This window comes from Shinella sp. M31 (assembly GCF_049199205.1).
Classification (GTDB): domain Bacteria; phylum Pseudomonadota; class Alphaproteobacteria; order Rhizobiales; family Rhizobiaceae; genus Shinella.
This window is the reverse complement of record NZ_JBLZPH010000047.1, coordinates 118,824-144,371: the sequence shown is the minus strand read 5'-3', so window position 1 is coordinate 144,371 and position 25,548 is coordinate 118,824. Positions and strand designations below refer to the sequence as shown.

The 25,548-nt window shown below is 62.9% G+C and carries 19 protein-coding genes and 2 pseudogenes; 11 read left to right on the top strand and 10 right to left on the bottom strand.

Annotated elements, in window-relative coordinates; translation table 11 throughout:
- Positions 1 to 39 precede the first annotated feature (39 nt).
- The 3 genes and pseudogenes from ACOZKU_RS07595 to ACOZKU_RS07585 form a co-directional block, all read left to right on the top strand.
- Positions 40 to 1,422 (top strand): aminotransferase, encoded by a 1,383-nt coding sequence (locus ACOZKU_RS07595; protein WP_421578346.1) that lies wholly within the window; start codon positions 40 to 42, stop codon positions 1,420 to 1,422.
- 12 nt (positions 1,423 to 1,434) lie between these two features.
- Positions 1,435 to 2,454: a histone deacetylase family protein gene (locus ACOZKU_RS07590; RefSeq protein ID WP_421578345.1), complete on the top strand. Its 1,020-nt coding sequence runs from the start codon at positions 1,435 to 1,437 to the stop codon at positions 2,452 to 2,454.
- Between the two features lie 361 nt (positions 2,455 to 2,815).
- Positions 2,816 to 3,853 (top strand): annotated as a pseudogene (locus ACOZKU_RS07585) (DNA helicase); the annotation flags it as partial.
- Between the two features lie 73 nt (positions 3,854 to 3,926).
- Here the strand turns inward: ACOZKU_RS07585 and ACOZKU_RS07580 are convergent.
- Positions 3,927 to 4,751 (bottom strand): universal stress protein, encoded by an 825-nt coding sequence (locus ACOZKU_RS07580; protein WP_421578344.1) that lies wholly within the window; start codon positions 4,749 to 4,751, stop codon positions 3,927 to 3,929.
- A 182-nt stretch (positions 4,752 to 4,933) separates the two neighbouring features.
- Between ACOZKU_RS07580 and ACOZKU_RS07575 the strand changes: the two genes are divergently transcribed.
- From ACOZKU_RS07575 to ACOZKU_RS07565, 3 genes are all read left to right on the top strand, one after another.
- Entirely contained in the window at positions 4,934 to 5,764 is an 831-nt protein-coding gene (locus ACOZKU_RS07575; RefSeq protein ID WP_421578343.1) for a universal stress protein, read from the top strand.
- Positions 5,765 to 5,883: 119 nt separating this feature from the next.
- The gene (locus tag ACOZKU_RS07570) at positions 5,884 to 6,309 is read left to right on the top strand and encodes a sulfocyanin-like copper-binding protein (protein WP_421578342.1); all 426 of its coding nucleotides are present in this window, start codon (positions 5,884 to 5,886) and stop codon (positions 6,307 to 6,309) included.
- A 46-nt stretch (positions 6,310 to 6,355) separates the two neighbouring features.
- Complete coding sequence (locus ACOZKU_RS07565) at positions 6,356 to 6,856, top strand: cytochrome b (RefSeq protein WP_421578379.1); 501 nt, start codon at positions 6,356 to 6,358, stop codon at positions 6,854 to 6,856.
- Positions 6,857 to 6,895: 39 nt separating this feature from the next.
- Here the strand turns inward: ACOZKU_RS07565 and ACOZKU_RS07560 are convergent, their stop codons facing one another.
- Positions 6,896 to 8,149 carry an MgtC/SapB family protein gene (locus tag ACOZKU_RS07560; RefSeq protein ID WP_421578341.1) on the bottom strand — a complete coding sequence of 418 codons (1,254 nt, stop codon included), beginning with the start codon at positions 8,147 to 8,149 and terminating at the stop codon, positions 6,896 to 6,898.
- A gap of 155 nt (positions 8,150 to 8,304) precedes the next feature.
- Between ACOZKU_RS07560 and ACOZKU_RS07555 the strand changes: the two genes are divergently transcribed.
- Entirely contained in the window at positions 8,305 to 10,146 is a 1,842-nt protein-coding gene (locus tag ACOZKU_RS07555; protein ID WP_421578340.1) for a heavy metal translocating P-type ATPase, read from the top strand.
- Positions 10,147 to 10,173: 27 nt separating this feature from the next.
- Here the strand turns inward: ACOZKU_RS07555 and ACOZKU_RS07550 are convergent, their stop codons facing one another.
- The 6 genes from ACOZKU_RS07550 to ACOZKU_RS07525 all read right to left on the bottom strand — a co-directional run bounded on the left by ACOZKU_RS07550 (position 10,174) and on the right by ACOZKU_RS07525 (position 17,845).
- Entirely contained in the window at positions 10,174 to 10,641 is a 468-nt protein-coding gene (locus ACOZKU_RS07550) for a pyridoxamine 5'-phosphate oxidase family protein (RefSeq protein ID WP_421578339.1), read from the bottom strand.
- A gap of 117 nt (positions 10,642 to 10,758) precedes the next feature.
- Positions 10,759 to 12,522: an HAD-IC family P-type ATPase gene (locus ACOZKU_RS07545; protein WP_421578338.1), complete on the bottom strand. Its 1,764-nt coding sequence runs from the start codon at positions 12,520 to 12,522 to the stop codon at positions 10,759 to 10,761.
- Positions 12,504 to 13,529, bottom strand: coding sequence for an HAD-IC family P-type ATPase (locus ACOZKU_RS07540; protein ID WP_421578337.1), 1,026 nt, complete (start codon positions 13,527 to 13,529; stop codon positions 12,504 to 12,506). The genes ACOZKU_RS07545 and ACOZKU_RS07540 overlap by 19 nt, the downstream gene beginning before the upstream one ends.
- Complete coding sequence (locus tag ACOZKU_RS07535) at positions 13,526 to 14,677, bottom strand: acetate/propionate family kinase (RefSeq protein WP_421578336.1); 1,152 nt, start codon at positions 14,675 to 14,677, stop codon at positions 13,526 to 13,528. Before ACOZKU_RS07535 ends, ACOZKU_RS07540 begins: the two co-directional genes overlap by 4 nt.
- On the bottom strand, positions 14,674 to 16,074 hold the full coding sequence (locus tag ACOZKU_RS07530) for a bifunctional enoyl-CoA hydratase/phosphate acetyltransferase (protein WP_421578335.1): 1,401 nt from the start codon (positions 16,072 to 16,074) through the stop codon (positions 14,674 to 14,676). Before ACOZKU_RS07530 ends, ACOZKU_RS07535 begins: the two co-directional genes overlap by 4 nt.
- Positions 16,075 to 16,081: 7 nt before the next feature.
- Entirely contained in the window at positions 16,082 to 17,845 is a 1,764-nt protein-coding gene (locus tag ACOZKU_RS07525; RefSeq protein ID WP_421578378.1) for a PHA/PHB synthase family protein, read from the bottom strand.
- A 223-nt stretch (positions 17,846 to 18,068) separates the two neighbouring features.
- Here ACOZKU_RS07525 and ACOZKU_RS07520 point away from each other — a divergent pair, with 223 nt between their 5' ends.
- Genes ACOZKU_RS07520 through ACOZKU_RS07510 form a run of 3 tightly spaced genes read left to right on the top strand, consistent with a single transcriptional unit; the run spans position 18,069 to position 22,254 of the window.
- Positions 18,069 to 18,407, top strand: coding sequence for a hypothetical protein (locus tag ACOZKU_RS07520; protein ID WP_421578334.1), 339 nt, complete (start codon positions 18,069 to 18,071; stop codon positions 18,405 to 18,407).
- 24 nt (positions 18,408 to 18,431) lie between these two features.
- The gene (locus tag ACOZKU_RS07515; protein ID WP_421578333.1) at positions 18,432 to 20,840 is read left to right on the top strand and encodes a phosphoketolase family protein; all 2,409 of its coding nucleotides are present in this window, start codon (positions 18,432 to 18,434) and stop codon (positions 20,838 to 20,840) included.
- Positions 20,841 to 20,895: 55 nt separating this feature from the next.
- On the top strand, positions 20,896 to 22,254 hold the full coding sequence (locus ACOZKU_RS07510; protein ID WP_421578332.1) for an MBL fold metallo-hydrolase RNA specificity domain-containing protein: 1,359 nt from the start codon (positions 20,896 to 20,898) through the stop codon (positions 22,252 to 22,254).
- A 16-nt stretch (positions 22,255 to 22,270) separates the two neighbouring features.
- On the opposite strand, the gene ACOZKU_RS07505 is transcribed toward ACOZKU_RS07510, so the two are convergent.
- Complete coding sequence (locus tag ACOZKU_RS07505; RefSeq protein WP_421578377.1) at positions 22,271 to 22,612, bottom strand: GNAT family N-acetyltransferase; 342 nt, start codon at positions 22,610 to 22,612, stop codon at positions 22,271 to 22,273.
- 213 nt (positions 22,613 to 22,825) lie between these two features.
- Positions 22,826 to 23,857 (bottom strand): annotated as a pseudogene (locus ACOZKU_RS07500) (zinc-dependent alcohol dehydrogenase family protein); the annotation flags it as partial.
- A gap of 205 nt (positions 23,858 to 24,062) precedes the next feature.
- On the opposite strand from ACOZKU_RS07500, the gene arcD reads away from it, so the two are divergent.
- Positions 24,063 to 25,532, top strand: a complete 1,470-nt coding sequence (gene arcD / locus ACOZKU_RS07495) for an arginine-ornithine antiporter (protein WP_421578331.1) — start codon at positions 24,063 to 24,065, stop codon at positions 25,530 to 25,532.
- Positions 25,533 to 25,548: the final 16 nt, after the last annotated feature.

Below are 25,548 nucleotides of genomic sequence, written 5' to 3'. Positions count from 1 at the left end.
CCCATCCGATGCGCCCGCATCACATTCCAGGAGGAAACCATGTACAATTCGCTGCGCATGCGCGACATCGCGTCCCAGATTCATCCGCAGACCAATCTTGCCGCCCATGAGACCGTCGGGCCGACTATCATGGCTCGCGGCGAAGGCGCCTATGTCTATGACGACGACGGCAAGCAATATATCGAGGGTATGTCCGGCCTCTGGTGCGCGGCGCTCGGCATGAGCGAGAAGCGGCTGGTCGATGCGGCGACGCGCCAGCTCAATACATTGCCCTACTACCAGAATTTTGCCCACCGCGCGACGGAGCCGGCGATCGAGCTTTCGGAGCGCCTCCTGAAGATCGCGCCAGTGCCGATGTCCAAGGTGCTCTTCCAGAGCTCCGGCTCGGAGGCGAACGACACCGCCGTCAAGCTCGCCTGGTACTATTTCCACGCTCAAGGCAAGCCGGAGAAGAAGAAGATCATCGCGCGCAACCGCGGCTATCACGGAACCTCGATTGGTTCGGCCAGCATCACCGGACTGCCGCACTTACACCGCGAGTTCAACCTACCCCTGCCGGGCTTTCTGCATGTCACATGCCCTCATTTTTATCGCGAGGGCCGACCGGGGGAGACGGAGGAGGACTTTTCCACGCGTCTTGCGGAGGAACTGGATGCGCTGATCTTGGCGGAGGGGCCGGATACGGTTGCGGCCTTCTTCGCCGAGCCGGCTATGGGGACAGGCGGCGTTGTCCTCCCCCCGAAAACCTATTTCGAAAAGGTCCAGAAGGTCCTGAACAAACATGACGTCCTCTTGGTGGCCGATGAGGTCATCACTGGCTTCGGGCGTACCGGCGCGTGGTGGGGAAGCCAGACCTTCGGGTTAGAGCCGGACATGATTACCTGCGCCAAGGCGCTGACCGCCGCCTATATGCCGCTCTCCGCTGTGCTGCTTTCTGAGCGGCTTTATGCCGGCATGAAGGCGCAAAGCGAGAAGATTGGCGTCTTCGGCCATGGTTACACCTACGGCGCACATCCCGTTGCATGCGCCGTCGGCGTCGAGGCGCTCAGGATCTACGAGGAGGATGGCATCATCGACGGTGTCGCGGCGCTCGGGGAGCGCATGGCCGAGGGCATGACGCCGCTCGCGGAGCATCCGCTTGTCGGCGAGGTGCGCGGCGTCGGCCTGATGTGGGGGGTCGAGATCGTCCGCGACAAGCGGACGCGCGAAGCCTTTCCTGCCGAGATGCAGCTCGGCATCGGCATTCAGAACCGCGCCTTCGAGAACGGCCTCGTCTGCCGTTCGCTCGGCACGGCGATCGCCTTCGCGCCGCCGCTCATAAGCACGCTGGAGCAGATCGATGCGGTCGTCTCCCGGTTCCGCGACGCTCTCGACAGGTCTCTCGACGCCTACCTATCCGGCGGCGGCCGGCTCGGCGACTGAGAGGAGGCCGTCGTGCTGGCGATCTATGACGAGCGGCAGGCGCTGCACCGGCCCCTGACCCGCATCGCGGGCGGCGTGCTGAAACCCAATCTCGAGGTTCCCGAACGCATAGTGCTGCTGCGGGAGGGGTTGGCGCTGGCGGGTATCGCTGTCGTCGCGCCTGCCGCCGCCGATACCAGTCTGATCGGTGCGGTGCATGACCCAGGCTACCTCGACTTCCTCGAGAACGGCTTTGCCGCTTGGCGCGCTATCCCGGGCAATGGCCCGGAGTTGCGGTCCAGCATCCACCCAAACATATATATGACCCGGCGTCCCGACGATCTTCTCGGCCGTGCCGGCTTCTATCAGGCCGATGCCGGCTGCGTTCTGGTGGAAGGAACCTGGAAGGCCGCAATGGCGAGCGCGCTGACGGCCCTTGATGCCGCGGCGCGAGTGCTTGAAGGCGAAGGCATGCTGTACGCCTTGTGCCGGCCGCCCGGCCACCATGCCTATCGCGACAAGGCCGGCGGCTTCTGCTACCTGAACAATTCCGCCCTTGCCGCCGAACGGGCGATCCTGGCGGGGCGGCGCGTCGCAATTCTCGACATCGATGTACACCACGGCAACGGGACGCAGACGATGTTCTACGATCGCGATGACGTGCTGACACTGTCGGTGCATGGTGACCCTGCATATCTCTACCCTTATTACGCGGGCTACGCCGATGAATGTGGGGTTGGTGCAGGAGCTGGAAGGAACCGCAATTTTCCTCTTCCGCTCGGCAGCGATGGCGTGTGCTACCTGGCGGCGGTGCAGGCGGCATGTGATGAAGTCCGACGGTTCGGCGCCGACTTCCTCGTCGTTGCTCTCGGCCTTGACGCGTCCGTGAACGATCCCTTCGCCTGCATGAACGTGAACGACGAGGACTTCGCCCGCATGGCACGCGTTATCGCGGAGATCCGGGTACCGACCGTCATCGTCCAGGAAGGGGGGTATGTTTCATCGCACCTCCCCGCTACGCTCGCGGCCTTCATCTCTGCCGTTTCCCAATAACAAGCCATGAATTACACCGTTTTAGCATTGGCAAAATTCTCTCATCGCTATTGCGGAATTCTGACGGCAGCAGTTTGAATTCGTTGAGCAAAGGATAGTCGAATAACGTTTTGTCGGTTCGAATCCTTTCAACTGCCAAATGATTGTGAAAGAGCGGGGCATCCCGCTCGTTTTCTTTCACGGGGATGCTGTTTGGCGCTTCGTTATTTGTTCGTTACACGAGCGCGGACCAAAAGCGTTAGTGCACAGAACCCAAGCGCCGCAGTGGCGGGCAAAACCATTCAAAAAGTTATTCTGGTCCTAATATTAGTCTTCTTAAAGTTGAGAAACGTCGCTAATCTCCCGCTAGGGGGATATGACGATGCAGTTTTCAGAAATGAGTGGCACGGAGAACCAAGAGGTCAGTAAGCCCGACAATCCTGCCATTGTTGCCGATATTGCCGCATGCTTCACCTATGCGTCCTACCAGAACGCAATCCCGGTCATCCGATCGATCTCGGTCGAGAACAATACGGACAGACACTTCGAGAACTGCCGCATAGAGCTGACGGCGTCGCCAGCTTTCCTGCGGCCGAAGTCATGGATCGTTGATCGCCTGGTGCCGGGGGATCGGCTTGTGCTCGCAGATCGAAAAGTGGAATTCGATCCAGGGTATCTAAACGAAGCAGAGCGCGGCGAGATCACACTTCGCATTGCATCCGGCGGACAAACTCTGGACGAGCGGCGTCTTCCCGTCAGACTGCTTGCACGCGACGAATGGGGAGGGGTGGCCGACATGGTGCAGCTGCTCCCGGCCTTCGTCATGCCCAACGATCCTGGTGTGGCCACCGTTTTGCGAATGGCTGCGGAAAGGCTCAATGCTCATGGCCATTCAGGTGGACTGGATGGGTACCAGTCAAACAATCCCCAGCGCGCCTATATGCTGGCTGCGGCAGTCTACTCAGCGATTGCCGGGATCGGGTTGCACTATGCCGAGCCGCCTGCAAGCTTCGAGAATCGCGGCCAGAAGATCCGGCGTCCGAGCACGGTCGCTGAGGAGCGGCTCGCCACCTGCCTCGATACCACGCTTCTTTTCGCCGCCGGGTTGGAAGCCGCTGGGTTGAACCCCGTGATCTTGATGTTCGAGGGGCATGCTGCCGTTGGTGTGTGGCTTGCGAAGAGAACCTTCGCTCATGCCGTAGAACCGGACCAGATGGAGGTTCGCAAGGCCTTGGCGTCGCGCGAGTTGATCGTCTTTGAAACGACCGGCGTGACACATCGGCCTGCCATGACGTTTGAAAGCGCGCTTCGGGGACTGGACGGCCGGCTTGGAGTGGACGAGGCCCATGCTTTTGTGGCCGCCATTGATGTCAGGCGATCGCGTAGCGGCGGTATCATGCCGCTTGCCTCACATGAGCCTAGCCTGCCGCTCTGGTGCTGAGGAAATTTGTAACAACAGGGTCGTTGGTTCTGATCCCTTCAAGAGCCTATCGTTAGCTCGACATGAAACGGTTTCGTGCGGTCTCGTCGAGAAGAAAGCGAGTGATCCCGCCAAATACCAACTCTCTCAGGCGACTATGTCCATATGCGCCCGACACTATGAGATCCGCACCGCTCTGATCGACAAATTGCAGCAGACCGATCGTCTCATCCACGCTTTTGGAGATATGGGATCTGGCCTTCACGTTGTGGCGGGCGAGGTACGAAACAACGTCGGCATTGCTCTTTCGGAGCGAGGCATCGGGTTCGGAGCTGACCGAAACGACGACGACGTCCCTGGCCAAGGATAGCAAAGGAATGGCATCGGCTACGGCACGCCGCGCCTCGCGCGTGTCCTTCCAGCAGACGACGATCTTACCTCCTCCTATCGGATTTGCCGCGCTTCCCGCTACCAGCACCGGACGACCAGCGCGCAATGCGACACCGGCCGGGTCAGCGGTTCCATATGAATCCCCTGAATGCGCACCTTCCGTTGCAGCCATGAAAATCAGGTCGGCGGCGCGGGCAGCTTCGACAATTGCCTCGGTGGGTGCGCTCATCTCAGCGCGCCATTCGAGTTCGACCCTACCGGCCGCCACGGCACGAAACTCTTGATGGACCTGCTCCATGCGGTCTTCAAGGTCCCTGTACATTTGCTGCATGGCGCTCGTTGCTGCGGAGCTGGTCGCTCGCATGGCGAACGGCGAGAGAAAGGGCTGGGCAGCGCACAGACCAATCATCCGCGCACCTACTTGCGATGCCAGCTCGACCGCAGCATTTGCAATCGGCTTGACTGGTCGATCAATGTCCAGGTTCAGGAGAATGGTACGATAGCTCACGGCTCTCACCTCCGCGGACGGTTGGAATACCATGAGACTAATTCCGGGTGCGCAATGCGCGTTGACACCGGTCAAACGGGGCAAATTCAGGATCCTCTTTTGACGCAGATCATCGCGGCATGCAGATGCCGGGAGCAAGCTTTCCTTCATCACATGACGATTCTGATGAAGGAGTTCAGAAAATGTCGTTCAAAACCATACTTTCGCTCATCGGCACCACAAACACCGAGGCGGACACCGATAAGGCCGTAACCTTGGCGGAGGAAATCGACGGGCATCTTTCCGTTATGGCGCTCAGAACCGCGATTTCGCCTTTCGGGGCCGACTACCCGGCCGCAGCCGCCTGGCTGAATGAGCGTCAAAAGGAAATCGACGAGGTTGTGGACATTCGACGCATCGCTGACGAGCGCTGCAGGATAGGTGGCTTGTCGTTCGATGTCGACCATATCTACGATGATCGCTTCATCATCGAAAGCAACATCGGCACCCGCGCAATGTACGCCGATTTGGTCGTCGCCGGTGAAGGTATCCGTTCGGATTCCGAGCTTCGCAAGGCAGCAATCGCGGCGACAGCGTTCAATTCTGGCACGCCGTTGCTCGTGATGCCGAAGGCAGGGAATATCACCCTGAAGCCGAAGAACGTCCTTCTCGCCTGGAATTCCCGTCCGCAGGCGGCCAGCGCCGCGAAGGCAGCTATCGAGATGATGAAAGGCGCCGACACCGTCCGTCTCGTCGTCGTCGATCCGGATTCGTCGTATTTCGAGAATGGTGGCGAGCCGGGCGCTGACATGGCGGCCTTCCTGTCGCGTCATGGCGCAAAGGTCGTGGTCGAGCAGATTGCGAGCGGCCAAAGGCCGACGGAAGACGTCATCCGCCAACATGCGCTCGAACTCGGCTGTGACATGATCGTGATGGGAGCCTATGGCCATTCGCGGCTGCGCGAGCGCGTTTTCGGGGGCGTCACCGCTTCGATCCTCGAGGCCTGCGACGTGCCTGTCTTCATGGTGCGGTGAGAGCTGGAGCACCCCAATGCTCATATCGCATCAGGGCGTATCCTTGATCCCCTACCGTTCAGGCATCTGTCAGGATGGCACCTTATTGCCGGATGCATTTCCAGCAGAAGGAAGCCGATATGAACATCCGTCGCAATATCTTCGCCGCGCTCGCAATCCTCACAATCACCTCGTCCGCATGGGCGGGGAACACCGTCAAGGTCATCGAAGGTGGTGAAGGCGGTGGTCCGATGACGCTCACGCTTGATCATCCCACGATAAAGGCAGGAGAGACGACCTTTGTTGTGCACAACGATGCGGTGACGGAAGAGCACGAAATGGTCCTGGTCAAGCTGAAGTCGCCCGATCAGAGGATTGATGTGATTGCCGCCAAGCACCGGGTGGATGAGAAACAGTTGAAAAGTCTCGGCGAAGTGTCGGACCTGAAGCCCGGGACGGACGGGCAGTTGAAGGCGAAACTCGCCCCTGGTTCCTATCTCCTGCTCTGCAATATCAAGGGTCACTACGAGGCGGGAATGCATGCCATCCTGACGGTGACAAAGTAGTTGCACCCTTATGGATGCAATCACACGAAAAAGGCGAACCACGTCCATGGCTACGACCGCATCGCTCTCGTTTTCCCTTCCGCAACGCGTCTTGCACTGGCTCACAGCAGGGCTCGTCTTCTTCAACTTGTTGCTCCCGGACGGTATGAATGCCTGGAACAGGAGCATGAAGCAAACCGGCGCGGCGAGCGCCGAACAGGTCGCAAGTGCCAATATTCACGCCTATGCCGGCATCGCGATCCTCTTTCTCGTCGCCGTTCGCCTCCTGCTCCGGCAGGTCCAGGGCGTGCCGGCTGCGCCCGCGGGCGAGCCAGCGATATTCAGGTCGGTAGCCAAGATATCCGAATGGACGCTCTATCTCCTCCTGCTCGCGATGCCGCTCAGCGGCGCCGCCGCCTATTATCTCGGATACGAGGGCGCAGGCGACCTCCATGCCGACGTTCTCAAAGCCGTTCTGTGGGCGGTTGTGGGGCTTCACGTCCTCGGGGCGTTGGCGCACCAATTCTATTGGAAGACGAATGTGCTTCGGCGGATGACGGTCGGCTGACGCTCCATCCTGCCCCCGCCGCGCCGGTGAAAGCGCTCGTCATACCATGAGAAGAATGCTGTGCACGGTAAAGGCCGCGGCGCCGGCGGCGACCGTTAGGACGGCAAACGGCAAGCTGAAAGACGGCGGTCCAAGCAGGGTTGCGATGCCTGAGCGGCACAGGGCATTCGTTGCCATGGCGATAAGGATTGCCTTTCCGATCACGTCGAGTGGCAAGATATCCCGGCCCGCTTGCAGGGCGGCCAGCACGGCGACATCCACATCGACCGTGCCCGTCAACGCGGTCGTGGCCAAAAGTCCGGTGCTGCCGAAATGGGAGACGAGAACGGCGCTGGCTATCGTGGCCGCCGCGAAAATCGTCGCAAAGATCAGCAGGGGGCCTATCTCGAAGGGATTGCTGGCCGGTACATCCGCGAAGGGTTTGGCTCGCGGTCGGTAGAACAACGCAAGCCCGGAACCGGCGAACACGACTGCGGCCGAGGCGGCGGCCGGACCGGCAGGAATGATAGCGGCCGGGTCTATCAGCAGGATCAGGCTCATCACACGCAGGATGGACACGGCCGCGCCGAGCGCCGCGGCCCCGGCAAGTGGAAGCGGATCGGCGGAACTTTTCGCAATTCGCGCCAGAACCATGGTGACGGCGGTGGACGACACGAGGGAGCCGGCAATCGCGCTTAGGATGAAGCCCTTCCTTGCTCCGAAGATCCTGACGGTAATGTAGCCGAGGAACGAAAGACTTGCGGTCAGGACGGTGAAGAACCAAACCTTCCACGGATTGAGTCCTCCCCAGGGATCGACGGTTTGGTTCGGCAGGATCGGAAGGATCACCGCCGTCATGACAGCCAGCATCAGTGCGGAGCGCAATTCTACCCAGGTCAGGCGTTTCAGGAAACGATGCAGGACGTTGCGGCTTGCAAGCGTGACCGCGAGCGCTGCCCCTCCCGCCGCCGCGGCCTGGGCATCGCCGGCGACAGCCAGGCCGCCGAGTGCGAAAACGCCAAGACCCGCCACGACGGTGGTCACGCTATAGTCTGAATCCGAGCGCGCCTCGCGCAGCTTGAACACAGCCAGTGTGGCGGCGAAGCCCAGGAAGGTAATTGGAAACACCATGGGATAACTAAGGGCATGAGCAACCGCCGCCAGCACGCCGCCAAGAAGCCCCGATATCCCGAAGGTTCGTATGCCGGCGGTTCGGCTGCCTTCGGGGGCATCGCGCTCCTGCCAGCCGCGTTCAAGCCCGACCAGAAGGCCAATCGACAGCGCAATACCCAATCTGGCTATGAGAGTGTCCATTGAAAGAGCCATCGGCAAAGACCCGTTCGGCGCTAGGTGCGGCGGTGTTCACCACATTCTAGAGAAAACGCCACTTCCGGAATTGATCCTGCGCAAGGTCGGCGCGGCCGTTTGCGGGTTTATTCATCTCGCATCATGTCTGCAGGGAGGACAAAGTGTCGCAAGCGAGCGAAGGCATCTGGCAGCGACGGTCGAGCATCATCCTGGTCGGGATCGCCGCCGGTGGGCTGGTGATCGGTCTGGCCTTGTCGTGGCAGGTCGCCCGCTACGCTCATCTTGTATGGAGTGCAGCGACGCTGGCGGTTCTTGCCAGTCTGCTTCTCCAGGTTCTCAGCGCCCTGCGCCGGGGAGATGTCGGGCTCGATATCGTTGCGGCGCTTTCCATGTCGGCCGCAATTGTGTTCGGCGAGCCGCTTGCCGGAAACGTCGTCGGATTAATGTACGCGAGCGGCCAGTTGCTGGAATCTTTTGCGGAAGGGCGCGCGCGTCGGGAGATGACGGCCCTGATGGGGCGCGTCTCGCATTTTGCGATGCGCCACGGCCCTTCCGGGCTTGAAGAAGTCGCGATCTCCCGGATACAGCCAGGCGACCGGCTGCTGATCCGACAGGGCGAGGTGCTGCCGGTGGACGGGATCGTTTCCGGTGGCGGTGCCGCACTGGACATGGCGGCCTTGACGGGAGAGCCATTGCCGCAGCCCGCTCCATCCGGAACCGAGGCGCTCAGCGGCTCGACCTGCGTGGGTACCGCCTTCGATCTTGTCGCCAGCCGGACTGCCGCCGAAAGCACCTATGCCGGGATCGTCCGGTTGGTCGAGGCCGCGCAGGCAAGCAAGGCGCCCATGGTCCGCATGGCAGACCGTTTCGCGATGGGCTTTCTGGTCCTGACCCTCGTCATCGCGGGCGGTGCCTTGTATTTTTCGGAGGATCCGATCCGTGCGCTCGCCGTCCTTGTCGTCGCAACACCCTGTCCCCTGATCCTTGCCGTCCCCGTCGCCATCATTTCCGGCATGTCGAAGGCGGCGGGCATCGGCGTTCTCGTAAAGAACGGCGGCATGCTGGAAATGCTGGGGCGCGTGCAGACCGCGGTTCTCGACAAGACCGGCACGCTCACCCATGGTCAGGCCGCGGTGGTCGACATCAGAACGGCATCGCCCTTTACGGCGGCAACGGTGCTAAGGGCGGCTGCGAGCCTCGATCAGGCTTCCGGGCATGTCGTCGCCGCTGCCCTGATCCGTGCGGCCGCCGAAAGGGGCCTGGCTCTGTCGAAGCCGGAGAGCGTGCGGGAAGTTCCTGGCACCGGCATAGAGGGCTATGTCGAGGGACGGCGGATTGTTGTCGGCGGGAGTGGCTTTGTGCAGCGCACGTCTGGCTGCAAGGATCCGCATGACCTGATCGCGCCCGAAATGCGGGCTACCATGACTGTGGCCGTCGCCATCGATGGAGCGCTCGCGGGCATGATCGTTCTCAAGGACCAGGTGCGCGCAGATGCGTCTTCGGTTCTGGCGAATCTTCGGGCGGTAGGCGTCCGCAGGCTCGTGCTGGCGTCGGGTGATCGCACGGAGATCGCGCATGTTGTCGGCAACGCGCTTGGCATGGATGCCGTCTTCGGCGACCTTACGCCGGAAGCCAAGGTCGATGCGGTCAGAAAGGAGACCGGAAACGGCCCGGTGATGATGGTGGGGGACGGCGTCAATGACGCCCCAGCGCTCGCGGCGGCCGATATCGGCGTCGCCATGGGCGCCCGCGGCGCGGCTTCGTCTTCTGAAGCCGCAGGCGTCGTGCTCCTTGTCGACGAGCTTGCACCACTCGCCAAGGCCATTGCAATTGCGCGCCGAAGCCGCCGGATCGCGTTACAGAGCGTATCGGTCGGACTTACGCTCTCAGTCGGGGCAATGGTTGCGGCAGCCTTCGGATATCTCCAGCCCGTCGAAGGTGCGATCCTCCAGGAGGCGATCGACGTGGCTGTAATCCTCAATGCGCTAAGAGCCCTTCGATGACGTGAGGTCGTATGCCCGCCAGGGATGTTAGTGCGAGACCTCGCTCATTTCGTCCACCGCCTCCCGCCCGCTCATCGCGAGGATTTCGAGTTCAAAGAATACATGGGGTGAGGTGGTCACGATAGGTTGCGGCTGAGGCTTGAATGCGCCTGGTTCCCACCAGTCGACGTCCTTTGCGAGGAGCGTCCAAGCCTTCAGGCGCTCGTCGTGCAGGCCTTCGGTATCGGGAAGTTCATGAAATAGGGCGTCGACGATGACGCTCTTCCATCGATGTCTCGTTTCCAATGCGTCAATGAGCATGCACGCTTTGGGATTGGCGTGCAGGATTTCGAGCTTCTTGCCGGGCATCGAGAAGGCAAAAAGCCGGTTTGCCGAATAGGCGTAGCAGATCGGCACGACATAGGGGCTGTTGTTGTCGGCGCAGGCCAACCGTGCCAGCCGTTGGGTGGCAATCGTCGCGGTGCATTCGTTGTGCGTCATTTCGCGGATCATCATCGAGAATCCCTCCTTCGGTCCGTGCGGAATCGACGACACTTTCTTCCTTTTCGGCTCTCAGAACATTGACGCACGGCAACGGGTTGAATGCGTCTATCGATCGGCGGGCAAGGCGTTTCAGCAAGCAGGCGCGCTCGCTGCGTTGCCCTCTTGCGTTTGCGGTCGCGCCCTCTGGATCAGCATCTTCTCGCATTCCAGGATCACCATCGTCAGCAACCCGATAGCGAGGACCACGAGCCCGTCAGGTAAGGCGATGGGCGCCGTGCCGAAGATATCGCGCATGAACGGCGCAAAGGTGAAGAGAAGCTGGGCGATCACGACGACTGCAATGGCGGCGAGCACGGCTGGCGTGCCCATGGCGCCGGCCAGGCTGAACGACGTGCGGTGCAGGTAGCGCACGTTGAACAGATAGAAGATCTCCATCACCACCAGCATATTGACCACCATGGTGCGTGCGCCGGCTTCGGAATAGCCACTGCGAAGTGCGTATTCGAAGATGCCGAACACGCCGAGCATGAAGACGAATGAGACAAAGGTAATGCGCCAGACGAGAAAGCGCGACAGGATCGGTGCGTCGCGCCGGCGCGGTGGGCGGCGCATCACATCGGTCTCGGAGGGTTCGAAGGCGAGCACAAGGCCGAGTGTGACGGTGAGGATCATGTTCATCCAGAGAATCTGGATCGGGGTCATCGGCAGTGTCGCGCCGATGGCGACAGCGAACAGGACGCTGAGCGTTTCGGCGCCGTTGGTGGGCAGCTCCCACATGATCACCTTGCGTATGTTGTCATAGACGGTGCGCCCTTCACGCACGGCTGCGACGATGGAGGCGAAATTGTCGTCGAGCAGCACCATCTGGGCGGCTTCCTTGGCCGCCTCCGTTCCCTTGTAGCCCATGGCGACGCCGACATCGGCCTGTTTGACCGCCGGCGCGTCGTTGACGCCGTCTCCTGTCATGGCGACGACATAGCCGTTGGCCTGAAGCGCGCGCACGATGCGCAGCTTGTGCTCCGGGGTCGTACGGGCGAAAACGCTGACCTCCTCGACAGTGCGGCGGAGGTCTTCGTCCGACATGGCGTCGAGCGCGCTGCCGTCCAGCGCCTTGGGGGCGTCGGCGATGGCGAGCTTGCGGGCGATGGCGACCGCCGTGCCGTTGTGGTCGTCGGTGATCATCTTGATCGCGATGCCGGCAGAGCGGCATTCGGCCACCGCCGCCATCGCCTCCTCGCGCGGCGGATCGATGAAGCCCGCGATCCCGAGGAAGGTCAGGCCCGTCTCGACCATGCCGAAGGTCAGCCGCTCGACGTCCGTCCCAACGGTCCCCATCGCAAAGCCGAGTACGCGCTCGCCCTCGCCGGCCGCCGTGTCGATGCGCTCGCGCCAGTAATCGTGATCGACCGCGCTGGTCCCATCATCGCCCGCCTGCTCTGTGCACATCGCCAGCACCCGCTCGGGAGCGCCTTTGACGAAGATGCGGCGCGTGCCGTCCGGGCCGCTGTGCAGCGTCGCCATGAAACGGTGCTGGGCGTCGAATGGAATCTCATCCAGCCGGCTCCAGCTCGCTCGCTCGGTCTCAGGATGCAGCCCCGCTTTGGCGGCAAGGATGACGAGTGCGCCTTCCATGGGATCGCCGAGGACGCTCCACTGCCCGTCACGCTCCATGAGCCTGGCGTCGTTGCAAAGCAGTGCCGCGCGCACGAGCGTGTCGCGAGCGGTGTCCGGTGGTGGAGCACTTCCGTTTTTCGCTGCGATTGCGCCCTCGGGCGCATAGCCAGACCCTGAGATCGCCGTCACGCTCCCGGCCGTGACGATGTGGCGCACGGTCATCTCGTTCTTCGTCAGCGTGCCCGTCTTGTCGGAGCAGATTACCGAGGTGGCGCCCACGTTTCGACGGCCGGCAGACGGCGAACCACGGCGTTAAGCCCCGCCATCCGGCGTACGCCGATCGCCAGCGTGATGGTGATAACGGCCGGCAGCCCCTCCGGCACGACGCCGACTGCGAGCGCAACAACCACCATGAGCGCATCGATCCAGTCGTAACCGCGCGTCGACACGGCGAAGATGAAGACCAATGCGGCCATGCCGATGGCGTACCAGGTGAACAGCCGGCCGAATTTGTTGATCTGGTGGAGCAGCGGGGTGGTCAGCGTCTGCGCATTGCCGATGAGGCTGGAGATACGGCCGATCTCGGTGCGCGCGCCGGTCGCCACCACAACGCCTTGGCCTTGGCCTGTGGTGACGAGCGTGCCCGAATGCAGAATGGGCAACCGGTCGCCAAGCGCGGCGTCGGCGGCGACAGTCTCCTCGCGTTTTTCGGCGGGCACGGATTCCCCGGTGAGGATTGCCTCGTCTGCGCTCAATCCGCGCGCCCGGATAAGTCTTATGTCGGCCGGCACCTTGTCGCCTGCGTCGAGCACGACGATGTCGCCCGGAACGATCATGCGCGCATCGACGGTCTGCCGCTCGCCGTCGCGAACGACGACGGTATGCGGGGCAATCATGTCGCGGATCGCGTCGAGTGCCCGCTCGGCCTTGCCTTCCTGGAGGAAGCCGACAACGGCATTGACGAGCACCACGATGGCGACGACCGCCCCGTCGATGGCATGGCCGAGCACTGTCGCAACGAGGGTAGCCGACAAGAGGAAATATATGAGCGCATTGTTGAATTGGGCGAGGAAGCGCCGGAATGGGTGAGGACGGGCAGCGGCCGGCAGTTCGTTGGGACCGTGGGCTAGGAGGCGGCGGGCGGCCTCGTCATGACGAAGACCATCTGGACTGCTGCCCAGCGCCGCGCAGGTCTCTTCTTTCGTTCGAGCGTGCCAGCCGAAGTGGCAATCAGTCTCGCCGGCGGGTGCGACATCAGGCCGTTCCTGGGCGGCGGTTGCGGTCATTTCCCTGTGCTCCCCAGCAGCGAAACGGTTTCTTCGGCGATCACCTGTTCCTCGTCGGTGGGGATGACGAAGGCGGCCATACGGCTTTCCGGTGTGCTGATGAGGATCGCGTTCGCGGCATTGGCGATGGGGTCGAGGTCGAGGCCGAGCCAGCCCAGCCGGCCGCAGACATTGGCCCGCACCTTCGGCTGGTTCTCGCCGACGCCGGCCGTGGCGGCCAGCCGGGCGATCTCGCCGGCGATCCGCAAAGCGAAGAGGTCGATTGCCTCCTTCGCTTCAGGCGCATCGCTCTCCAGAAGATCGCGGCTGTCGGCGCTGATGCCGGAAACCCCGAGGAGCCCGGACTTGTGGTAAAGGAGGTCTTCCATTTCGCGTAGCGCCAGTCCCTCCTGTCCGAGGAGATGCAGCACCACGCCCGGATCGAGCGCACCGCACCGCGTCGCCATCGGAATGCCGTCGAGGGTCGAAAAGCCCATGCTGGTGTCGCGGCTGATACCTTTGTCGAGTCCGCACAGGCTCGCGCCGCTGCCGAGATGGGCGACCACGACCCTGCCGCCGGCCTTTTCCGGCGCGAGGCGGGCAAGTTCTCTTGCGATATACTTGTAGGAGAGGCCGTGGAAACCGTACCGCTTGATGCCCCGGTCGTAGAGATCCCGCGGGATGGCGAAGCGGCGCACCAGCGCGTCGTTCGTCCGGTGGAAGGCGGTGTCGAAGGAAGCCGCCTGCGGCAGGTCCGGCAGCACGCTGCCGATCGCGCGGATCAGGCGCAGGCTCTGCGGCTGGTGGAGCGGTGCGAGCACTGTCAGCGCGTCGATGGCCGCGATGTTTTTTTCGTCGAGGCGCACGGGACCGTCGAACCGGTCGCCGCCATGCACGACGCGGTGCCCGACGACCGCCACCTCGCCAAGGTCGAAATGGCGGCTGAGGACGGCGAAGGTTTCCGACAGGATGCCGCTGAGGTCCGCGTCCGGTCGGGCTTCCAGCGCGGCTTCGATCCGCTGCTCATCTTCGCTCACCCGCAAGGTCAGCGGATCGTGGCGGAAATCGATGACGCCGCGGGCGATCCGGACAGGACCATCGGGGCTGAGTTCGAAAAGGCCGATCTTCACGGTGGAGGAGCCGGCATTGAAGGTCAGCAGGGTCTTCATGCGGGCAATCCCTCCACCGGAAGCCGCGCGGCGACCATCTTGGCGAGCGCGGCCGAGGCGATGCGGGCCGAGAGCGGATCGGAACGGCTGGTCAGCACGATCGGCACCCGTGCACCCAGCACCAGACCGGCCGCCGTGGCGCCGGCGAAGTAGATGAGCTGCTTGGCCAGCATATTGCCGGCTTCGAGGTCCGGCACGAGCAGGATGTCGGCCTGCCCTGCGACGGGGGAGACGATGCCCTTGGTGCGCGCGGCGTCCATGCTGATGGCGTTGTCGAAGGCGAGCGGCCCGTCGACCTTCGCGCCTGTGATCTGCCCGCGCGCCGCCATCACGGTCAGCGCTGCGGCGTCGAGCGTCGAGGGCATCTTGGGGTTCACGGTCTCCACGGCGGCGAGCACGGCCACCTTCGGGTCGTCCATGCCGAGCCGGCGCAGCAGGTCGACCGCGTTCTGGCAGATGTCGCGCTTGTGCTCCAGCGTCGGCAGGATGTTGATCGCCGCGTCGGTGACGATGAGCGGCTTGTCGTAGGCAGGGATGTCCATGGCATAGACATGGCTGATGCGCCGCTCGGTGCGAAGCCCGGAGCCGGGCGCGACGACGGCGCCAAGAAGCTCCTCCGTATGAAGGCTGCCCTTGACCAGCACCGAAACGCAGCCGGAGACGGCAAGCTCGATGGCGCGGTCGGCTGCGGCATGGCTGTGCGCGACGGGAACGATCTCGATACCGTCGAGCGAGACCTGCGCGGCCTCGGCGGCAGCGCGAATCTTGGCCTCCGGCCCGACGAGGAGCGGTTCCAGCAGGCCGGCCTTGCGCGCTTCCAACGCGCCGGCGATGGCCGCAGCCGAACAGGGATGCACGATGGCGGCGCGGATCGCCGGGAGGTCGCGCGCCCGCTTCACGAAGGCCTCGTAGCGGTCGTGCCGTCTCAGTGAAATGTCGGGGAGTGGTGTGCGTGGCCACTCGATAGGAGTCTCCGGCGCGATCACTGTTGCCATTCCCTTCAACACCACGTCGCCTCCTCTGTTGGTGCAGACGGTGTCGAGCAGGACGATGCGCTTTTGTGGCTGCTTCTCCCTTACCGTGACGGTGGCGGTGATCGTGTCGCCGGGAGCGACGGGCCTGAGGAAATGGAGCTCTTGGCCGAGATATATCGTGCCCGGTCCCGGTAGCCTCGTCCCGAGTACGGCTGAAATGAGGGCGGCCGTCCACATGCCATGGGCGACGACATGGCCGAAGAGGCCGGTCTTGGCGAAGGCGGCGTCGAGATGGGCCGGGTTCTGGTCGCCGGAAACGGCGGCGAACAGGTCGATGTCGTCGTGTCCGACGAGCCGGACGATCGAGGCTGTGTCGCCGGGTTGGAGTTCGTCGAAGGTCCTGTTGCGGAGAAAGTCGTCCATCGACGGTTTACCTTTGCAAAACATATGTACCTGGGGCATCCGCGAGCGGTTTGTATCCCTTGCGGTGGACGCCCATCGTCGGCGGGGCGACCCGTTCCGGCGCCGAATGCGCAGCGAGCCAGCTCGTCCAGGCTTCCCACCAGGACCCCGGCCGCGCCTCTGCTGTTTCTGCCCATTCATCCGCGCCCACGCACAGCCCGTCCGTTGCGCGCGCGGCGATGCGGTAGCGCCGGCGCGGGCGACCGGGTTCACTGACGATACCAGCATTGTGGCCGCCGCTGGTCAGGACGAAGGTGAGGTCGGTGTTGCTGAGATAATGGATCTTGTAGACTGGTCGCCACGGCGCGACATGGTCGCGCTCGGTGCCGACCACGAACATCGGCACGCGGATGTTCTGGATGGCGGCAGGGCGCCCCTCGACCAGGAAGCGGCCGGCGGCGAGCTCGTTGCCGAGATAGAGGCGCTTGAGGTATTCGGCGTGCATCCGGTAGGGCATGCGGGTCGAATCGGCGTTCCATGCCATTAGGTCGATCATCGGTGCGCGCTCGCCCATCATGTGCTCGTGCACGATGCGCGACCAGACCAGGTCGTTCGAGCGCAGGAGCTGGAAGGCGCCCGCCATTTGATCGGCCGAAAGATAGCCGCGGTTCCACATCATGCTTTCGAGCACATGCACTTGGCTGTGGTCGATGAAGAGGGCGAGTTCGCCTGGCTCCGTGAAGTCCGTTTGCGCGGCGAGCAATGTCAGGCTCGCCAGCCGATCGTCGCCGCGATGCGCCATGTCGGCGGCAGCAATGGAAAGAAGCGTGCCGCCCAGGCAGTAGCCCGCGGCGTGGATCCTGCGTCCGTGAACGACGGCATTGACCGCATCGAGCGCCGCCATCACGCCGAGCCTTCGGTAGTCGTCCATCGTCAGGTCGCGGTCGGCGGCTGTCGGGTTGCGCCAGGAGATGCAGAAGACGGTGTGGCCCTGGCCGACGAGATGACGCACGAGCGAATTGTGCGGCGATAGGTCGAGGATGTAATATTTCATGATCCAGGCCGGCACGATCAGGACCGGTTCGGCCGCAACGGTGTCGGTTGCCGGGGCGTACTGGATCAGCTCGATCAGGTGGTTGCGGTAGACCACCTTGCCCGGCGGCGCCGCGACGTCGCGGCCGACGACGAAATCCTCCGTGCCAACAGGCGGCTGGCCGGTCGCGAGGCGGCCCAGATCCTCCATCCAGTTGCGCCAGCCGTCGAGAAAATTCATACCACCCGACCGCATCGTCCTTTCCAACACCTCCGGATTGGCGAATGGCATGTTGGAGGGCGAGAAGACGTCGAGGACCTGGCGCGCGGCGAAGGACACGACGTCCTGGTGATGCGGCGCAACACCCGGCACCTCGTTGGTGACATTATGCCACCATTGCTGATGGAGAAGGAAGGCCTGCGCCCAGATGCTGAACGGCGGCTTCCTCCAGCGCGCGTCGGAAAAGCGGTAGTCTCCCGGCAGGGGCTCGATACACGGCGGCGCATCCGGATCGGCCGCCGCCGCGGCAATATGGCAAAGCAGGCGTGCGGCCTTGCGGTTCGCCTTGTCGACGAGCTCCAGACGCTTTCCGGGAGCAGAGGCGAGGTGAATAGACCAGTCGAACAGCGCCAGCGCGAACGCGGCCGGCGACAGGCCGGCGCTGAACTGCCCGGCGACCGCCTCCCGCATGCGGTCGATTGCCTGGAAGGCCTCGCTTCCCAGCTCCTCCACCCGGGGAACGGGCGGCAGGTCGGCCATCTGCCGGAGGGGCGACATCTCGCTCGCCAGACTGTTCATGGACGTCTCCTTCGGCAGGTTCGGGCGCGAGACATGTCCTAGCGTGACAGAGTGATGGCTCACCCTGCTGGACAGGGTGCCACCCTATATAGAGCGCTCTTCAGCTCCATTGACGCAGATCAAGTTTCATTGCGCGAAACCGCCTAGGGTGACAGCATAACGAAACGGAAAGCGGGAGCCTGTCATGTCCAATGGCAATGCGACGGATGCGGAACGGGTTGCTTCGGCCTTCGACTGGCCGATGATGCCAATCGGGGCAGACCCGCTTTTACGCGCATCGTTCGAGATCGGCATAGCGATGCACCGCCATTGGATGGGCGCGGCGTCGCGCTTGCTTCAGGACCAATCCGCCTTTCTCCAGAATCTCGCCGAATGCACCGATCCCCTCAATATCCTGGTTTATCAGACGGAGTTCGCCGAGAAGTCCGTCGTGATGGGCCTCGACGAGCTTCGGCGCGGTTTCGACATGTTCACCGACACGGCCTGCGGGCAACTGGCCGTGGACTCGGTACTGCCGCAATAGGGCTTCTGGAGCAAGCCGGACTGCATGGGCGCGGCCCGTTCGGACGGGCCGCCAAGGAGCGACACAATGGCGAACGATCCGAAAAACGATGAACTCGCGCTGGTCGACCGCTACTGGCGGGCGGCCAACTACCTTTCCGTCGGCCAGATTTACCTGATGGACAATCCGCTTCTGCGCGAACCGCTGAAGGCGGAGCACGTCAAGCCGCGCCTTCTCGGCCACTGGGGCACGACGCCGGGGCTCAATTTCATCTATGCTCATCTCAACCGCATCATCCGGGCACGGGATATCGATATCCTCTATATCTGCGGCCCGGGTCATGGCGGGCCTGGTATGGTGGCCAATACTTATCTGGAGGGCACCTATTCGGAAATCTACCCGGAAATCGGCCAGAACGAGGCGGGTCTGAAAAAGCTCTTCCGGCAGTTCTCCTTTCCGGGCGGCATTCCGAGCCATGCGGCCCCTGAAACGCCCGGCTCGATCCACGAGGGCGGCGAACTCGGCTATGCGCTTGTGCACGCCTATGGCGCGACGTTCGACAATCCGGACCTCTTCGTCGCCTGCGTGGTGGGCGATGGTGAGGCCGAGACCGGCCCGCTCGCCGCCGCCTGGCATTCCAACAAATTCCTGAGCCCGGTCAGCGACGGCACGGTGCTGCCGATCCTGCATCTCAACGGCTACAAGATCGCCAACCCGACCATTCTGGCGCGCCTGCCGGACGAGGAGCTTGCCCATCTCTTCACCGGCTACGGCTATGATCCGATCTTCGTGGAGGGCCACGAGCCGCAGGCCATGCACCGGGACATGGCGGCGGCGCTCGACGCCGCCTTCGACCGCATCGCGGCGATCCGCGCGGCGGCGAACGACGACCCGGCCCGCCGGCCGCGCTGGCCGATGATCGTGCTGCGCAGTCCCAAGGGCTGGACGGGGCCGAAGGAGGTGGATGGCAAGATGGTCGAGAACTCTTGGCGCTCGCACCAAGTCCCCGTCTCCGAATGCCGCTCCAACGTTGCCCACCGCGACATCCTCGAAGCCTGGATGCGCAGCTACGATCCGGAAGACCTTTTTGACGCGGACGGTTGCCTCAAGCCAGAGCTGAGCGCGCTCGCTCCCACCGGCTCGCGCCGCATGGGCGCCAGTCCGCACGCCAATGGAGGGTTACTGCGCAAGGACCTGCACACGCCGGACATTCGCGATTATGCGGTTGCGGTCGGCGTGCCCGGCGCCGTCGAGGCGCAGGCGACAAAAATTCTGGGCGATTATCTGCGCGACGTGATCCGGCTGAATGCCGCTGAAAGCAATTTTCGCCTCTTCGGGCCGGACGAGACGGCCTCTAACCGCCTCGGCAGCGTCTTCGAGGCGACCGACCGGGTGTGGATGGCCGAAACTCTGCCGACGGATGACCATCTCGCGCCGCAGGGCCGCGTCATGGAGGTGTTGAGCGAGCATCTTTGCCAGGGTTGGCTGGAGGGCTACGTGCTCACCGGCCGCCACGGCTTCTTTTCTTGCTACGAGGCCTTTATCCACATCGTCGATTCGATGTTCAACCAGCATGCCAAGTGGCTGAAGGTGGCGAGTGAATTGCCCTGGCGCAAGCCGGTCTCTTCGCTCAACTACCTGTTGACCTCTCATGTCTGGCGGCAGGACCACAACGGTTTTTCCCATCAGGACCCCGGCTTCATCGACCTTGTGGCCAACAAGGGCGCGGACATCGTGCGCGTTTATCTGCCGCCGGATGCCAACACGCTGCTCTGGGTTGGTGATCACTGCCTGAAGACGTGGAACCGCATCAACGTCATCGTCGCCGGCAAACAGCCAGCGCCGCAATGGCTGACGATTGAGGAGGCGGTGCGCCATTGCGAAGCCGGGCTCGGCATCTGGGACTGGGCGGGCACGGAGGACGGGCTTGGCCCCGACATCGTGATGGCCTGCGCCGGCGATGTGCCGACCCTCGAGACGCTCGCCGCCGTCAGTCTCCTGCGCGAAGCGTTGCCACATCTGCGCATACGCGTCGTCAACGTCATCGACCTTATGGCATTGCAATCGCCCTGGAACCATCCGCATGGCATAGAGGATGAGGCCTTCGACCGTATCTTCACCCGCGACCGGCCAGTGGTCTTCGCCCATCACGGCTACCCCTATCTCATTCACCGGCTGGTCTACAAACGCACAAACCATCCGAATTTCCACGTCAAGGGCTTTGTCGAGGAGGGCACAACGACGACGCCCTTCGATATGGCGGTGATGAACAAGCTCGACCGCTATCACCTCGCCATCGAGGCGATCGAACGCCTGCCGGCTGTTGCCGAGCGGAAACCGGGCCTCGTCGCCACGCTGAAGGCGAAGCTCACCAAGCACGATGCCTATGTGCGTGCGCACGGCGAGGACATGCCCGAGATCCGCGACTGGAAATGGCCTTATGCGCGGCAATAGACATTTACGGCCCGGCCGCGCCGTGGACAAATGCGGCCTGTGAGGGGAGGGAACCATGCTGTCTCTGAAATCGCTTGGCGCTGCCGGAACCGTGACCGGCTCAAAGCATCTGCTCACCCTAGGAGGACACCGCATCCTGATCGATTGCGGTCTTTTCCAGGGTCTGAAGAACCTGCGTGACCTCAACTGGACGCCCCTGCCGGTGTCACCCCGCGAGATCGACGCGGTGATCCTGACGCATGCCCATCTCGATCATTGCGGATATTTGCCGCGCCTTGTGCGCGAGGGTTACCGTGGCAAGATCTATGCGACGCCCGCCACTCGCGATGTCGCCAAGCTGATCCTCATGGACAGCGGCCATCTGCAGGAAAAGGACGCGGAATTCCTCAACCGGCACAAGCTGTCCCGTCATCAGCCGGCTCTTCCCCTCTATACCGTCCATGATGCGCAAAACGCCGTGGAGCACTTCTCGACCGTTGAATTCGACCAGACCGTGCGGCTTTCCAATGGAGCATGGTTCCGTTTCCGCCGCGCAGGTCATATTCTCGGTGCCGCATCGGTGGAGATGGCCTGGGGTGGGCAGAGGATCGTCTTTTCCGGCGATATCGGCCGCTACGGTGATCCGCTGATGCCGGACCCGGCCCGGCCGGTCGAGGCAGACTATGTCATGATCGAGTCCACTTACGGTAATCGCATTCACGACAAGACCGACCCCGAAGAGGCCTTGCGGGTGGTCGTGGAGCGCACGATCAAACGTGGCGGGACGCTCGTCGTCCCGGCCTTCGCTGTCGGGCGCGCACAAGAATTGCTCTACTATTTCTGGAAGCTGAAGCAGGCGGGGGTTCTCGGGGACGTACCCGTGTTCCTCGACAGCCCCATGGCGATCGATGCGACCGGGCTCATGGGCCGGCATCCGAGGGATCATCGGCTTGACCCTGAAAGCTGCAACAGGGTGTTCGGCATCGCGCACTACACCGACGATGTCGAGGCTTCGAAGGCGATCAGTTCAAGCCGGGTTCCGAAGATCGTCATTTCTGCCTCCGGCATGGCGACGGGCGGCCGTGTGCTGCATCACCTGAAAGCCTTTGCACCGGATGCGCGCAACACGATCCTGCTCGCCGGCTTCCAGGCCGCTGGAACGAGAGGCCGCTCGCTTCAGGACGGCGCGAAAGAACTGAAGATCCATGGTGACTGGATTCCGGTCAATGCGGAGGTGGCCCATCTCGACATGCTCTCGGCCCATGCCGATGCCGATGAACTGATGCGTTGGCTTTCGGGGTGCCCGCGTCCGCCGCGCAAGGTCTTCATCGTGCATGGGGAGGCCGAAGCCTCGGAAGCCTTGCGCGTGCGCATAGGGCGCGAGCTGGGTTGGGAGAGCGTGGTGCCGCGCCTCGACCAGGAATTCGCGTTGTAAGCCGGAAACTCGGGGCTTAGGCGGACCGGAGATCCTTGCGGATGAGGACAAGCGTCGGATCGTCAGGGTAGGGGACGGCGACGAAGCCCTGTTGCCGTTCGAGTTCGATGGCCTCATGGTTTTCCCGGCTTTCCAGCGATTCCAGAGTGCTGACGCCGCGTCTCTGCGCATAGTGGGCCGCATGGCGCAGCATCTCCCAACCGACACCCTTGTGCCGGTCGTCTGCACACACCGAAATCGCAACCTCGGCCTTTGTCATCGATGGGTTGAAAGCCACCATCGCCGCCGCGACGATCGCGTCGCTGCCGCCGGCGAAGGCGAGGAAGTGCTCCGTTGTGTCATGATCGACCTTCGTCATGGCAAGCAGGCGTTCGTGGCTCACTTCCCGGACACCGCCAAGGAACCGAAAGCGGAGATCCTGCGGCGTGACATGCCGGAAGAAATCCGCCAGTAGCGGCTCGTCCTCCGGCTTGACAGTGCGCACATGGAGCATGAGCCCGGTACGGGTCATGAGCGTGGTGGTCAGGGCATCGTCTGTCGCTCTCGTGGGGGGCGTCCGCACGGCGTCTGTCTCGATAATCACCTTGAGCGCCCGCGTGTCGGCCGCGTGGGAAAAGGTCTCGTAGGCCTCGGCGATCCGGTCGAGGCTGAACCGATGTGTGATCAGCCTTTTCGGGTCGATCTTGCCGGCCTGTACCGTCTTCATGAGCATCGGTGTCGTGACTGTGTCCACCAGCCGCGTCGTGATGGCGATGTTCTGCGACCACAACTTCTCCAGATGCAGGTCGGCCTTGACGCCGTGCACGCCGATATTGGCGATGACTCCGCCGGGAGCGATGATTTCCTGGCAGAGTTCGAAGGTTGCGGGAATGCCGACCGCCTCGATTGCTGTATCGACGCCCGTGCCGCCCGTCAGCGCCAGCACTTGGCGGGCGGCGTCCTTTCCGCTCGCCTTGATCGCCTGCGTCGCGCCGAAACACTTGGCCACCGCCAGCCGGTTCTCGTCTAGGTCGATCATGATGATCTCGGCTGGGGAATAGAACTGCGCCGTCAACAGCGCCGCCAGCCCGATCGGCCCGGCGCCGACGATAGCGACTGTGCCGCCCGGCTGCACGTTGCCGTTCAGCACGCCACATTCGAAGCCTGTGGGGAGGATGTCGCTCAGCATGACGAGCGCCTCCTCGTCGGCGCCTTGCGGGATTGGATAGAGGCTGGTATCCGCGTGAGGGATGCGGACATATTCGGCCTGGGTACCGTCGATGGTATTGCCGAGGATCCAACCGCCGGTCACGCAGTGGGAATACATGCCGCGCCGGCAATATTCGCATTTGCCGCAGGAGGAGATGCAAGAAATCAGCACGCGGTCGCCCTTGGCGAACTGGGTCACTCCGGCGCCTGTCTCCTCGATGACGCCGACACCCTCATGGCCGAGGATGCGGCCGGGTGTGCAAGTCGGCACGTCGCCCTTGAGGATGTGCAGGTCAGTGCCGCAGATTGTGGTCCTTGTAACCTTCACGATGGCGTCGGTCGCCATGGCAATCGTGGGTATCGGCCTTTCCATGAGAAATTTACGTCCGGGTCCTTCGTAGACAAGAGCCTTCATCGACATTCTCCTTCATATGGTTGGCGATCGGTTGCGGACGGCGGCGAATATGCGCCCGCCGCAGCGACCGGGCTTTGATACCGGTCAACCCAAGATGTCGTTTAAGAGAATTCTGCCTTCCGGCCGCGTTTGACGCGCGTCAAAGCCATACGGGCGGATCGGGTGCAGTCTTTCCACAATTTTTCGGACTCTGGGAGATGCAACCATGACTGCCGCCGATATTCCCTCTACATCCAAGACTTCCATTTCGACATCGCGAGAGACCAAGCTGCGGCTTGGCGCGTTGACCGCGCTGGTCATCGGCTCGATGGTCGGTTCGGGCGTTTTCAGCCTGCCGCAGAATATGGCGGCCGGGGCAGGGCCACTCGCCATCATGATCGGCTGGGCCATCACCGCAGTTGGCATGCTGGCGCTGGTCTTCGTCTACCAGTCTTTGGCGACCCGGAAGCCGGATCTGGACGCAGGTCCCTATGCCTATGCCAAGGCGGGGTTCGGGCCGTTCATCGGCTTCAACAGCGCTTGGGGCTACTGGATCAGCGCGTGGGTCGGCAATGTCTCCTATGCCGTGGTCGTCTTCAGCGCGCTGTCCTATTTCGTTCCCGCCTTTGGCGACGGGAACACATGGCAAGCAGTGCTGGGTGCATCCTTCCTTCTCTGGATGATCCATTTCCTCGTCATGGCCGGCGTCCGGCAGGCGGCGGTGGTCAACATGATCGTCACGGTCGCCAAGATCGCGCCGATTGTCCTGTTCATCGGCGTCGTTGTAGTCGCCTTCAAGGTGGATGTTTTCGAGGCCGATTTCACCGGCCTCGGAAATGCCGACCTCGGCTCCATTATGAACCAGGTGAGGAGCACCATGCTGGTAACGCTGTGGGTGTTCATCGGCATCGAGGGCGCAAGCGTCTTCTCAGCCCGCGCCGAGCAGCGCAAGGACATAGCCACCGCGACCGTCCTTGGTTTCCTCACGTGTCTGGCGCTCTATGCGCTGGTCTCGTTGCTTTCGGTCGGCATTCTGAGCCAGCCAGAACTCGCCGCCCTCAAAAACCCGTCCATGGCGGGTGTGCTCGAAGCCGTAGTCGGCCGATGGGGCGCCGTCCTCATCAACCTTGCGCTCGTCATCTCTGTTATCGGCGCCTTCCTGAGCTGGATGCTGCTTGCTGCCGAAGTCCCGCATGTCGCGGGACGGGACGGTACGATGCCCAAATTATTCGGTCGTGAGAACGCGCGCGGTGTGCCGGTGACCTCGCTCCTCATCACCAATGTCCTGGTGCAGGTCTTCCTCATCATCACGCTCTCCGCGCAAAGCACTTATCAGGCGCTGTTCTACATCGCATCGGCCGCTATCCTGGTGCCCTATATCTTCTCCGGCGCCTATGCGGCCAAGCTCGCGATCACCGGTGAAAGCTATCTCGCTGGCGAAAACCGTAAGGGACCGATGCTGATCGGCCTTCTGGCAACGGTGTACGGCCTCTGGCTCGTCTATGCGGCGGGCCTTTCCTACCTCTTCATGTGCGCCATCCTCTATGCGCCCGGCATCGTCTTCTTCGTCTGGGCGCGCAGGGAGAGAGGAGAGCGCGTCTTCCATCCGGTTGAAGCGGTCCTCGCCGCCGCATTAGTCGCGGTGGGGCTCTACGCCGCCTACGCCATGTGGACCGGCGCCGTCAGCGCCCTTTGAACTCGTCGAAAGGACA